8 protein-coding genes and 1 tRNA gene are annotated in these 11883 nt (G+C 70.2%); 4 read left to right on the top strand and 5 right to left on the bottom strand.

The genetic code is table 11. The features are described 5' to 3' along the window. Positions 1-41: 41 nt before the first annotated feature. Positions 42-118: transfer RNA gene (locus tag FF100_RS34175), tRNA-Met, on the top strand. Between the two features lie 54 nt (positions 119-172). Here FF100_RS34175 and FF100_RS34170 read toward each other — a convergent pair. The 5 genes from FF100_RS34170 to FF100_RS34150 all read right to left on the bottom strand — a co-directional run bounded on the left by FF100_RS34170 (position 173) and on the right by FF100_RS34150 (position 6609). Next, complete coding sequence (locus FF100_RS34170) at positions 173-1795, bottom strand: flavin-containing monooxygenase (RefSeq protein WP_139040462.1); 1623 nt, start codon at positions 1793-1795, stop codon at positions 173-175. Between the two features lie 192 nt (positions 1796-1987). After that, positions 1988-3310: an MFS transporter gene (locus tag FF100_RS34165; protein WP_139040461.1), complete on the bottom strand. Its 1323-nt coding sequence runs from the start codon at positions 3308-3310 to the stop codon at positions 1988-1990. 142 nt (positions 3311-3452) lie between these two features. Further along, positions 3453-4415 carry a hydroxymethylglutaryl-CoA lyase gene (locus tag FF100_RS34160; protein WP_246102708.1) on the bottom strand — a complete coding sequence of 321 codons (963 nt, stop codon included), beginning with the start codon at positions 4413-4415 and terminating at the stop codon, positions 3453-3455. Then, positions 4412-5605 carry a CaiB/BaiF CoA transferase family protein gene (locus tag FF100_RS34155; RefSeq protein WP_139040460.1) on the bottom strand — a complete coding sequence of 398 codons (1194 nt, stop codon included), beginning with the start codon at positions 5603-5605 and terminating at the stop codon, positions 4412-4414. The genes FF100_RS34160 and FF100_RS34155 overlap by 4 nt, the downstream gene beginning before the upstream one ends. Before the next feature lie 110 nt (positions 5606-5715). Continuing rightward, entirely contained in the window at positions 5716-6609 is an 894-nt protein-coding gene (locus tag FF100_RS34150) for a LysR family transcriptional regulator (protein WP_139040459.1), read from the bottom strand. A 636-nt stretch (positions 6610-7245) separates the two neighbouring features. Between FF100_RS34150 and FF100_RS34145 the strand changes: the two genes are divergently transcribed. From FF100_RS34145 to FF100_RS34135, 3 genes are read left to right on the top strand one after another with little or no spacing between them, the layout of a single operon-like run. Further along, positions 7246-9501, top strand: a complete 2256-nt coding sequence (locus tag FF100_RS34145) for an ATP-binding protein (RefSeq protein WP_139040458.1) — start codon at positions 7246-7248, stop codon at positions 9499-9501. 9 nt (positions 9502-9510) lie between these two features. Then, positions 9511-9972 carry a response regulator gene (locus FF100_RS34140; protein WP_139040457.1) on the top strand — a complete coding sequence of 154 codons (462 nt, stop codon included), beginning with the start codon at positions 9511-9513 and terminating at the stop codon, positions 9970-9972. Next, positions 9965-11704, top strand: a complete 1740-nt coding sequence (locus FF100_RS34135) for a response regulator (RefSeq protein WP_425463385.1) — start codon at positions 9965-9967, stop codon at positions 11702-11704. The genes FF100_RS34140 and FF100_RS34135 overlap by 8 nt, the downstream gene beginning before the upstream one ends. Positions 11705-11883: the final 179 nt, after the last annotated feature.

The following is an 11883-nucleotide window of genomic DNA, read 5'->3' as shown; positions in this document are numbered from 1 at the left end:
TGCCAAGCACGTCACGTTCCCTCGTCACGATCACGCCTTGGCGCGGGGTGGAGCAGCCCGGTAGCTCGTCAGGCTCATAACCTGAAGGTCACAGGTTCAAATCCTGTCCCCGCAACCAAACACCCGAGAAAGCCCGTCGGCGAAAGCCGGCGGGCTTTCTCGCGTTGGAGGATCATCGCAGGGCGAAACCGTCATAGCCCTCGGCTGCGACGCGGTCGCAGAGGCTGCGGTAATGCGCCATGCCGCCGGCATATGGCATGAACACCCGCGGCTTGCCCGGCACGTTGGCGCCCAGGTACCACGAGCTGCTCGCCATCGGCAGCAAGGTTGCCGACGCCGCTCGGTCGACCTCCGCGCCCCACGACTCCGCCGCCTCCGGCCTTGCCTCGATCCGGTCCAGGCCGCGCTCGCGCAAGTGCATGATGCAGTCGGCGATCCATTCGGCGTGCTGCTCGATCGCGACCGGCATGTTGGTGAGCACCGACGGGCTGCCCGGACCAGTCATCGTGAACAGGTTCGGGAAGCCCGGGACCTGCAGGCCGAGATAGCTCCGCGGGCCCGCCGCCCACACGTCCTTGAGCGCCAGCCCGTCGCACCCCCTGATATCCAGCGAGAGGAGGGGGCCGGTCAGGGCGTCGAAGCCGGTAGCGAAGACGATCACGTCGAGCGGGTAGGTGGCGTCCGAGGTCCGCACGCCCTCCGGCACGATCGCGGCGATCGGCGTCGCCTTGAGGTCGACGAGCGCGACGTTGACGCGGTTGAACGTCTCGAAATAGTCGGTGTCGATCGGCGGGCGCTTGGTGGCGAACAGGTGGTCGCGCGGCGTCAGCGTCTCCGCCGTCTTCGGGTCCGCGACGATGCTGCGGATCTTCGCCCGGATGAACGCGGAGGCGGTCTCGTTGGCATCCTTGTCGAGCATGATATCGCGGAAGGCGGTGCGGAATCGCAGACCGCCACGCTCCCAGGCCGCCTCGTAGATCGCCTCGCGCTCCTGGGGCGACACATCGAAGGCCGAGCGGTCGGAGAAGTCGAACGGATGGCCGTTCGGCGCCTCGCGCGCCTTGAGCCGCAACGCGTCCGCGTTCTCGCGAACCCAGGCCTTGAAGTCGTCGTCCATCGGGCCGTTGCGGGCCGGCACGCTGTAATTCGCCGTGCGCTGGAACACCGTGAGGTGGGCAGCCTCCGCCGCGATCACGGGTGTCGCCTGGATGCCGGTCGAACCGGTGCCGATCAATCCGACGCGCTTGCCCGAAAAGTCGACGCCCTCCTGCGGCCAGCGGCCGGTATGATACCAGGCGCCCGCGAAGGTCTCGAGCCCGGGGAGCGCCGGGACGTTGGCGCTCGACAGGCAGCCGACGGCGGTGATGAGGAACTGCGCCTCGAACCGCTCGCCGGTCTCGGTGGTGACGGTCCAGCGGTTGGCGGATTCGTCGTAAGCGGCGCCCGCAACCCGGGTTCCGAGCTGGATGTCGCGCCGGAGGTCGAAGCGATCGGCGACGTGGTCGAGGTAGCGGCGGATCTCGCCGTGCTCGGGGTAGCGCTCGGTCCAGTCCCACGCGTCCTCCAGTTCGCGGGAGAACGAGTAGGAATAGTAGTAGCTCTCCGAATCACACCGCGCCCCGGGGTAGCGGTTCCAGTACCAGGTGCCGCCGATCCCGTCGGCTGCCTCCAGCACCCGCACCGACAGGCCGAGCCGGTCGCGCAGCAGATGCAGCTGGTACAGGCCAGAGAACCCGGCTCCGACGATGATCGCGTCGGTCCGGCGGACGGGCCCGGCCTCGTGTGGCTCTCTCATGGCGTCGGCACCTCCCTGGCCCGGAGGCCGTGGCGCCTGTCGGCGCCCGGCTCCGGTGCTGTCGGCCCCGCCATCGTGGCGTGATCGCGGGACCTGTTCCGACGAAGCTAGCAAGCACCCGGCGCCTCCACCAAGCGCCGTGAGCGCGCGCCACCCATGAGACGGGCTCAGGCGCCCGACGCCGGGTGTGGGTCAGACGCTGCGGTCGTTGCGGCGCAGGCTTTCCGGCATCGCGAAGAGCAGGAGGCCGGCGGCGACGAGGCAGAGGCAGCCGATGCCGTAGAGCGCCGGGGTGGTGGAGCCGGTGAGATCCTTGACCCAGCCGACCATGACCGGGCTGACGATGCCGCCGAATTGCCCCAGGGTGTTGATGAGCGCGATGCCGCCCGCCGCGCCAACGCCGGTGACGAGCTTCGCCGGCAGGGTCCAGAAGGTCGGGATCGAGGCGACGATGCCGGAACCGAGCAGCGCCAGCGCGATCATCAGCGGCACGATCTGCTTGTCGAACAGGCCGGCGAGGAAGAAGCCCGCGGCGGCCGCGATGGCGAGTCCGGCGACGAATTTCGGCCGCTCGCCCGAGGCGTCCGACAGGCGCCCGATCACGATCATACTGACCGCGCCGCAAAGGTACGGGATGGCGGTGAGGAAGCCGACCGAGGCCGCAGCCCCCCCGCTCGCGGTCTTGATCAGGTCCGGCCCCCAGAAGTTGAGGCCGTAGGAACCGACCTGGAGCAGGAAGTAGACGAGGGCGACGAGCAGGAAGCCCGGCTGCTTGATCGCGCCCCAGAGCGAGTGATCGCCGATGTCGCGGTTGTGGTGGGCGATGCGCGACGACAGGAGATCCTTCTCCTCGGCCGAGAGCCAGCGCGCGTCGGAGATCCGGTCGTCGAGGCGGGTGAGCACCAGGGCGCCGAGGATCAGGCAGGGCAGGCCGCCGGCGAGAAAGAGCCACTGCCAGCCGGCGAGGCCCGCGACGCCGTTGAGGCCGCCGAGGATCAGCCCGGCCACCGGCGCGCCGAGGATGCCGGCGAAGGCCGAGGCGACGAACATGAACGAGGTAATGCGGCCGCGGAACGAAGCCGGGAACCAGAGGGTCAGATAGTACAGGATGCCCGGGGCGAAGCCGGCCTCCATCGCGCCGATCAGGAAGCGCAGGACGTAGAAGTGCCACTCGGTGCGGATGAAGATCATCAGCGCGGTGGCGATGCCCCACGAGATCATGATCCGGGCGATCCAGCGCCGCGCCCCGACCCGGTAGAGGGCGAGGTTCGACGGCACCTCGAAGATCACGTAGCCGACCACGAACATGCTGGCGCCGAGGCCGTAGGCGACGTTGCTGAAGCCGAGATCGCTCTGGAGCTGGAACTTGGCGAAGCTGATGTTGATGCGGTCGAAGAAGGCGAACAGGTAGCAGACCATGATCAGCGGCATCAGCCGCCAGGCGACCTTGCGGACGATGCCGGCCTCGGTGAGGGGCTGGGTGCCGGTGAGCGGGTCGGCTGTGGCGATGGCCATGGGGTGTCCTCCGGGCATGGTGGATCCTCGGCCCGCGATGCGGGCATGGGGGAGCCTTCGCCCGGGGCACGGGCGTGGCAGGATTTCATGTCGGCGAGCGGGGCGTAGGGCCGCCTTCTGGCGGGCGGCTCACCCGCCGGCGTCAGGCCGCCTTGAGCGGCGGAGCCGGGTGCAGATCGAGCGGCCGGCCGGCCTTGGCGACCTGACCCGGCACGTCGTGGCCGACGAGGCGCGGCAGGTCGCGCGACAGGGCGATCAGCGCGTCGAGGTCGAGGCCGGTCGACAGCCCCATCTCCTCGGCCATGCTGACGAGGTCCTCGGTGCAGATGTTGCCGGTGGCGCCGGGCGCGAACGGGCAGCCGCCCAGGCCGCCGAGCGCCGCATCGAACCGGCGGGCACCGGCCTCGAAGGCCGCGAGCACGTTGGCGAGGCCGCAGCCGCGGGTGTTGTGGAAGTGCAGCGTCAGGCGCTCGTGGCCGACGAGGGGCAGGACCCGGGCGACGAGGCGGGCGACCTGGCGCGGATTGGCCATGCCGGTCGTGTCGGCCAGCGTCACTCCGTCGACCCCCAGGGCGAGGTAGCGCTCGACCTGCGCCAGCACCTTGTCCTCGGGCTCAGACCCCTCGAAGGGGCAGCCGAAGGCGGTCGCCGCCGTGGCGTTGACGCTGACCTCGCCCCGCACCGTCTGCATGATCGCGGCGAAGCCCTGGATCGAGGCCTCCGGTGTCATGCCCATATTGGCGCGGTTATGGGTCTCGCTCACCGAGGCGACGAGGTTGATCTCGTCTGCCTTCGCCGCCAGCGCCCGCTCGGCGCCCTTCGGATTCGGCACGAGGGCGACATAGGTTGTGCCGGGCCGGCGGGTGATCCCCGAAAAGACCTCGGCCGCGTCGGCGAGGGCCGGCACCGCCTTCGGCGAGACGAAGGACGAGACCTCGATGCGGGAGAAGCCCGCGGCCGAGAGCGCGTCGATCAGCCGGATCTTCTCCGGCGTCGGCACGAAGGCCGCCTCGATCTGGAAGCCGTCGCGGGTCGCGACCTCCTGGACGATAAGCTTATCTTGAAGCTTATCTTGGAGCTTGTCCTGGACGACGATCCGGCTCACGCGACGGCCCCCTTCTGGCGGAGCGCGGCGATGGCCGCCTCGTCGAAGCCGAGATCGGCGAGGACAGAATCGGTGTGGGCGCCGAGCGCCGGGCCCTGCCAGCGCACGGCTCCGGGGGTCTCGGACAGTTTCGGCACGATGCCGGGCATCTTCACCCGCGTATCGCCGGGCAGGTCCGCCTCGAGGATCATGTCGCGGGCGTTGTAATGCGGGTCGGCGACGATGTCGGCGACGGAGTAGATCCGGCCGGCCGGCACCTCGGCGGCGGCGAGCACGTCGAGGGCTTCCGTGACCGTACGGCCCCTGGTCCAGTCGGTGATGACGGCATCGAGCATGGCGGCTTGGCGTGAGCGGCCCTCGTTGTTGCGGAAATCCGGGTTCTCGGCGAGGTCGGGCCGGCCGATCGCGGTCATTAGGCGGCGGAAGATCGGATCGCTGTTGCCCGCGATGACGACGAAGCCGCCGTCCCGGCTCGGATAGGTGTTCGAAGGGGTGATGCCCGGCAGCGCGCCGCCGGTGCGGGTACGGACCTCGCCGAGGAGGTCGTATTCCGGCACCAGGCTCTCCATGACGTTGAACACGCTCTCGACGAGCGAGACGTCGATCACCTGGCCGCCTCCCTGGCCGGTCTTGACCCGCAGGAGCGCCATCAGGGCGCCGATGACGCCGTGGAGGGAGGCGAGGGTGTCGCCGATGCTGACGCCGACGCGGGCGGGCGGGGTGCTCGGATCGCCGGTGGTGTAGCGGATGCCGCCCATCGACTCGCCGATGGCGCCGAAGCCCGGCCGGTCGCGGTAGGGCCCGGTCTGGCCATAGCCGGAGATGCGGACCATCACGAGGTTGGGGTTGAGCGCCGAGAGCACGTCCCAGCCGAGGCCGAGCTTCTCCAGCCCGCCGGGCCGGAAGTTCTCGACCACCACGTCGGCGTTCCCGGCCAGCTGCTTGACGACCGCCAGGCCGTCCGGCGACTTGAGGTTGACGGCGATCGACTTCTTGTTGCGCGACTGCAGGTACCACCAGAGCGAGGTGCCCTCGTGCATCTTGCGCCACTTGCGCAGCGGATCGCCTTCGCCGGGCGCTTCGACCTTGATCACCTCGGCGCCGAATTCGGCCATCAGCCGGGTGGCGAAGGGGGCGGCGATCAGTTGGCCGAGTTCCAGGACGCGAATGCCGGTGAGTGGTCCACTCATGGCGTCATCTCCCTGTCGGTATATTTGAGCCTCGTATAGATGACGAACGCGGCGCGGATCCAACCGTATCTCGCGAGCGACCGTTCGCGAAACGAGAACGCAGGATGCGGTCAGGTGCCGGAGGCTTGCGTCAGGTGCGCGACGAGGAGGCCGGCTGCCGGCGAGAGCGTCCCGGGCCGCGTCACGATGGTGATCTCGCGCGCCGCCCAGGGGTCGCGCAGCGGCACCGCCGCGAGTTGCATCGCCCCGCCGATCAGGCCGAAGACCTGCTCGGGCACGACGCCGAGACCCATATCGGCCTGGACCATGCGGCAGACCGCGTCGAAGCCCGGCACGTGCACCCGCAGGCGCAAGGGTCGGCCGATCCGCTGCGCCTCGGCCCGGACGCTGTCGTAGATCGAGCTCTGGGCGTGCAGGCCGATGAAATCGTAGCCGAGCGCCTCGGCGAAGGCGATCTGCGGCCGCCCGGCCAGGGGATGCTCCGGCCGCATCACCAGGACGAGCCGGTCGCGCCGGTAGAGAGTGGACCGCAGGTCGAGGGCCGCGACGCTGCCGGAGCAGATCCCGATCTCGGCCGCGCCCTCCGCGACGCCGCGGATCACCCCGCCGCTCGGCCGCTCCTCGAGATCGATCTTGATCGCCGACTGCCGCGCCAGGAAGGCGCGCAAATCCTCGGGCAGGAACTGCACGATGGCCGAGAGGTTGGCGAGCATCCGGACGATGCCGCGCACGCCCGTGGCATGCTCGGCGAGTTCGAGGGCGATCTGCTCGGCGCTCGCCAGCATCCGGCGGGTATGATGGAGCAGCGTTTCGCCCGCCGGGGTCGGGCGCATGCCCCGCGGCTCGCGGGTCAGCAGGATGCAGCCCAGGGCCCTTTCCAATTCGGCGAGGCGCTTGCTCACCGCGGATGGCGCGATCGCCGCCGCCCGCGCCGCGCCGTTCAGCGTCCCCTCCTCGCAGATCGCCGCGAACAGGCGCAGCGTCTTGAGATCGAGGCGGTTCACGAGGCCTGGGGCCGGGAGCTGGCTTTGCGTCGGATGACTTGAGATGAGGTGACCGGGCGTCACGGACTCGTCGGGAATGGCGCATTCTCCCCGCGCGGGGCGGCGGGTGGTCGCGGCCCTCGGTGGCGACCATGGCAGATGGCCGGCTTCGAGCCCACCGCGCCAGGGCGGCGGCGTCCCTCGGCGCGACCGGGATGGCGCCGGTCATCCGTGGAGGCGGCGGGGAATTCGACCCTCCGACGCAGCGCGCGGACCGGATGATGGATCGGCCGTTCGTGCTGCGGCAGGCTGTCGCGTCCGCGTCACGGGATGGAAGGGGGAGTGTCCTCCCTGCGGCACTGACGCCGCTCCTGGCGCGCGCCGCGCTCATGTACTCGGGCGTGTGGGGCGCGACTAAATAATATCAATGCGTCATCGTATCGGATCGTGCGTCGTTCTTCGCGGTCGGCCCGAAGATGACGCCGCCAACACCAAGGGCAGGAGAGGGGCGACGACGTACGGGAGAAGGCCGCGAACCTGCGTTGACCACAGTTGCGGACCGGTTTCCCGCACTGGTAGGATTTCCTGCCTTCCCTTAAGGTGCGGGGGCCGGAATCGCTTCGGGTTCGAGTGGCGCGAGGGTGGGGTAGGACGACCATGCGGTCTGTGCAACCGGCGGAACTCACGGCCTGCGACAGGGAGCCGATCCACATCCTCGGCACGTTGCAGCCGCATGGCTTCCTGCTGGCGCTCGAAGGACCGGACCTCCGCATCGTCCAGGCCAGTGCCAACCTGCCCGACCAGCCGGGATGCCCGGCCGACGAGGCGCACGGCCGCCCCTTGCACGCGGTCGTGCCGGAGATCGGGGCTGCGATCACCGGGGTGCTGACGGACCAGCTCGGCCATGACGGCGCCGCGTATCTCGGGACGCTGACCCTCGCGACCGGGACGGGGCCCCGCGCCTACGACCTCGCGGCCCACCGTTCCGGCGCCCTCACGATCCTCGAATTCGAGGAGAGCGCCGGGGAAGGAGGCGCGGCCGGGAGCCTCGATTCGCTCTATCCGCGCCTGCGCGCCTTCATCGAGGCCCTGCACGGGGCCACGAAGGTCGAGGCGCTGTGCGCGCTGCTCGCCGCCGACATCCGGCAGCTCACCGGGTTCGACCGGGCCCTTGTCTACCGGTTCGACCGCGACTGGAACGGCACCGTGGTGGCGGAGGACGGCAACGGCGTTCTGCCGTCCTACCTCGACCTGCGCTGGCCGGCCTCCGACATCCCGGCTCAGGCCCGCGAGCTGTACCGCCGCAATCGCCTGCGCATCATCCCGGACGCCGCCTACGAGCCGGTGCCGATCCTGCCGCTCATGACCCCCTCGACCGGGGAGCCCCTCGACCTCAGCCAATCCGTCCTGCGCAGCGTCTCGCCGGTCCATGTCGAGTACATGCGCAACATGGGCACGATGGCGTCGATGTCGGTCTCGATCCTGGTCGAGGGCGTGCTGTGGGGCCTGATCTCCTGCCACAACAAGACGGCCCGGCGGGTGCCGCTGCAGACCCGCAACGCCTGCGACATCCTCACCCAGACCTTCGCGCTGCAGCTCGCCGCCAAGGAGCGCGGCGCGCTCTCGGAACAGCGCCTCGCCCTCGGCGCGATCCAGGCCCGGCTCCTCGCCTTCATGGCCGAGGAGGAGAACTTCGTCGAAGGCTTCCTCAAGCACCCGGAGGACGTGCTGGCCCTCACCGATGCCGGCGGCGCGGCGATCGTCACCGGCCAGCGCTGCCACCTGATGGGCCGCACGCCGTCGGAGCGGCAGGTGAGGGGCGTCTACGAGTGGCTCTCGGCCCAGCATGGCGGGGAGGCGGTCCACGTCACCGACGCGCTGGGGGAGGAATATCCTCCGGCGCGCACCATTGCCGACACCGCGAGCGGGCTCCTCGCCATCTCGATCTCGGAGAAATACGCCAGCTACGTGCTGTGGTTCCGGCCCGAGGTGGTGCAGACCGTGCGCTGGGGCGGCGACCCGACGAAGGCGACCTCCAAGGATCCGGCCGGCGGCCCGGACCGGCTGCATCCGCGGAAATCCTTCGAGACCTGGAAGGAGACGGTGCAGGGCCGCTCGCTGCCCTGGTCGGTGCCGGAGGTCGACACCGCCAAGGACCTGCGCGCCGCGGTGCTCGGCATCGTGCTGCGCCGGGCCGAGGAGCTGGCGGCGCTGACCGAGGAGCTGCAACGCTCGAACAAGGAGCTCGAAGCCTTCTCCTACTCGGTCAGCCACGACCTGCGGGCGCCGTTCCGCCACATCGTCGGCTATGCCGAGCTGCTGCGCTCGCGCGAGGGCGAGAAATTCTCGGAGCGCGGCCGGCGCTATGTCGACACCATCATCGAGGCGGCGTTCTCGGCCGGCACCCTCGTCGACAACCTGCTGACCTTCTCGCAGATGGGCCGCAACGCCCTCAACCGCATCTCCTGCGACATGAACCAGCTGGTCGAGGACGTGCGCCGGAAGATGATCCGCGACATCCCGCTCGAGCGGGCGATCCGGTGGCAGGTCGGACCGCTCGGCCGGGCCCAGGCCGACCCGGTGATGATGCGGCTCGTGATCGAGAACCTGCTTTCGAACGCCATCAAGTACACCCGCGGCCGGCCCGAGGCGGTGATCGAGGTGGTGCGCGAGGCCGACCGCGACGGCGAGGCGGTATTCTGCGTCCGCGACAATGGCGTCGGCTTCGACATGGCCTATGTGAGCAAGCTGTTCGGTGTGTTCCAGCGCCTGCATCGGGTCGAGGAGTTCGAGGGAACCGGCATCGGACTCGCGAATGTCCGCCGCATCGTCGAGCGCCATGGCGGGCAGGTCTGGGCCGAGGGCGTCCTCGGCCGGGGCGCGACCTTCCATTTCACGCTCCCCATCCGTTAGAGACGCGCCATGGCCGACCTCAAGCCGATCCTCCTGGTCGAGGACAATCCCAACGACATCGAGCTGACCCTCGCGGCGCTCGAGAAGAGCCAGCTGGCGAACAAGATCGTCATCTGCCGGGACGGCGCCGAGGCGCTGGAATACTTGCGCCGGCAGGGCCCGCACGCCGACCGGCCGGTGCAGGACCCCGCCGTGGTGCTGCTCGACCTCAAGCTGCCGAAGGTCGCCGGGCTCGAGGTGCTGGCGGCCGTGAAGGGCGACGTGCGGATGCGGGCGATCCCGATCGTGATGCTGACCTCGTCGCGGGAGGAGAGCGACCTTGTGCGCTCCTACCAGCTCGGCGTGAACGCCTTCGTGGTGAAGCCGGTCGGCTTCAAGGAGTTCTTCGAGGCGATCCAGGATCTCGGCGTGTTCTGGGCCGTGCTCAACGAGCCGCCGCCCCACCGGTCGGATTGGGTTTCCGGTGACTGAGCCGTCGATGCCGGAGCACGGCGCAGCCCCCATCCGCATCCTGCTCCTCGAGGACAGCGACCTCGACAGCGAGCTGCTCGCCGCCGTCCTGGAGGATGCGGGCCTCCCCCTCGTGATCGACCGGGTGATCACCCGCCACGCCTACACCGCTGCGGCCGCGCAGGCGCGGCACGACATCATCCTGGCCGATTACGTGCTGCCGGCGTTCGACGGCATGGCCGCCCTCGCGACCGCTCGCCAGACCTGCCCCGAGATTCCCTTCGTCTTCGTCTCCGGCACCTTGGGAGAGGACGTGGCGGTCGAGGCGCTGAAGCACGGCGCCACCGACTACGTCACCAAGCAGCGCCTCGACCGGCTGCCGCGGGTCATCCTGCGCGCCATCGCGGAGGCGCGCGCGCACGTGCTGCGCCGCCAGGCCGAGCAGGCCTTGCGCGACCTCAACGAGTCGCTGGAGCACCGCGTCGCCGCGCGGACGCGGGAGCTCGCCGAGGCGAACGAGGCCTTGCAGCACCAGATCGGCGAGCGCGAGCGGATCGAGGGCGCGCTGCGCCAGGCCCAGCGCCTCGAGGCGGTCGGCCAGCTCACCAGCGGCGTCGCCCACGACTTCAACAACCTGCTGACGGTGATCGCCGGCAACATCGAGTTCCTCGAGCGCGCGGTCACCGACGAGCGCTCGAAGCGCCGGCTCGACATGATGCGCGGCGCGGCCGAGCGCGGCGCCCGGCTCACCGCGCAGCTCCTCGCCTTCTCGCGCCGGCAGAAGCTCGCCCCGGTGCCGGTGCAGCTGAACCAGACCGTCGCGTCGATGCGCGACCTGCTGCAGAGCTCGATGGGCGGCTCGGTCCGCATCGAGATGACGCTGCAGCCCGACCTGTGGCCGGCCCTGGTCGACGCGACCCAGATCGAGCTCATCATCCTCAACCTCGCCATCAACGCCCGCGACGCGATGGCGGTGGGCGGCTGCCTGACGATCGAGACCGCGAACATGCAGCTCGCCGCGAGCCCGACCCGGGCCGAGGAGCCGCCGCCGGGCGACTACGCCATGGTGGCGGTGAGCGATACCGGCACCGGCATCCCGCCCGAGGTGCTCGCCCGGGTGTTCGAGCCGTTCTTCACCACCAAGGAGGTCGGCGAGGGATCCGGGCTCGGCCTCGCCCAGGTCTACGGGTTCGCCAAGCAGTCGGGCGGCGGCGTGCGCATCGACACGACGGTGGGCGAGGGGACCTCGGTGCGGGTCTACCTGCCGCGGGTGGCCGTGGAGATCGCCCAGCCTGAGCGCGCGCCCGAGATCGAGTGCGCCACCCCGCGCCATTCCGGCACCCCGCCGGTGCTCCTGATCGTCGACGACGACAGCGCGGTGCGCGAGGTGACCACCACCCGCCTCGGCGAGGCCGGCTACACGATCCGCGAGGCGGGATCGGGCCTTGCGGCGATCAAGGCGCTGGAGGCCGACGCTCACATCGACCTCGCCGTGCTCGACTTCGCCATGCCGGGCATGAACGGCGTCGAGGTGGCGACCGTGATCCAGAGCCGCTGGCCGCAGATCCAGATCCTGTTCGTCACCGGCTACGCCGACCACACCGCCCTGTCGCAGATCGATGCCGGCGGCGAGGACCGGGTGATACAGAAGCCGTTCCGCGGCGAGGACCTCGAGCGCAAGGTGGCGTCGATCCTCGGGACGAGGCCGCGGCCCGATCTGCGGCTGGTGACCGGCGGGGCGGGACGCCGTTAGCCGAGGGAACGGGCGCCGCCGCGTCAGCACATCCGCTGGCGCGCCCGATCCGACGTGCTACTGTCCCTGCCGATAAGGACCGCCCCGCACGCTCGGCCGGTCCATCGGAGGAAAGCCCGGTATGGCAGGAGCCCAGACGCTCCCGGTCCGTTCGCCAGTTCGCGCCGCCGTTCCGGCCG

It is taken from the genome of Methylobacterium terricola, from assembly GCF_006151805.1.
Classification (GTDB): Bacteria; Pseudomonadota; Alphaproteobacteria; order Rhizobiales; family Beijerinckiaceae; genus Methylobacterium; species Methylobacterium terricola.
Note: the sequence above shows the minus strand (reverse complement) of the source record. Positions and strands in the feature narration are given on the sequence as shown.

What these genes read in the sequence shown, in the direction of transcription:
- FF100_RS34145 (WP_139040458.1), top strand. Translation starts at nt 7,246, where the DNA reads ATGCGGTCTGTGCAACCGGCGGAACTCACGGCCTGCGACAGGGAGCCG.
- FF100_RS34165 (WP_139040461.1), bottom strand. Translation starts at nt 3,310, where the DNA reads ATGGCCATCGCCACAGCCGACCCGCTCACCGGCACCCAGCCCCTCACC.
- FF100_RS34140 (WP_139040457.1), top strand. Translation starts at nt 9,511, where the DNA reads ATGGCCGACCTCAAGCCGATCCTCCTGGTCGAGGACAATCCCAACGAC.
- FF100_RS34155 (WP_139040460.1), bottom strand. Translation starts at nt 5,605, where the DNA reads ATGAGTGGACCACTCACCGGCATTCGCGTCCTGGAACTCGGCCAACTG.
- FF100_RS34170 (WP_139040462.1), bottom strand. Translation starts at nt 1,795, where the DNA reads ATGAGAGAGCCACACGAGGCCGGGCCCGTCCGCCGGACCGACGCGATC.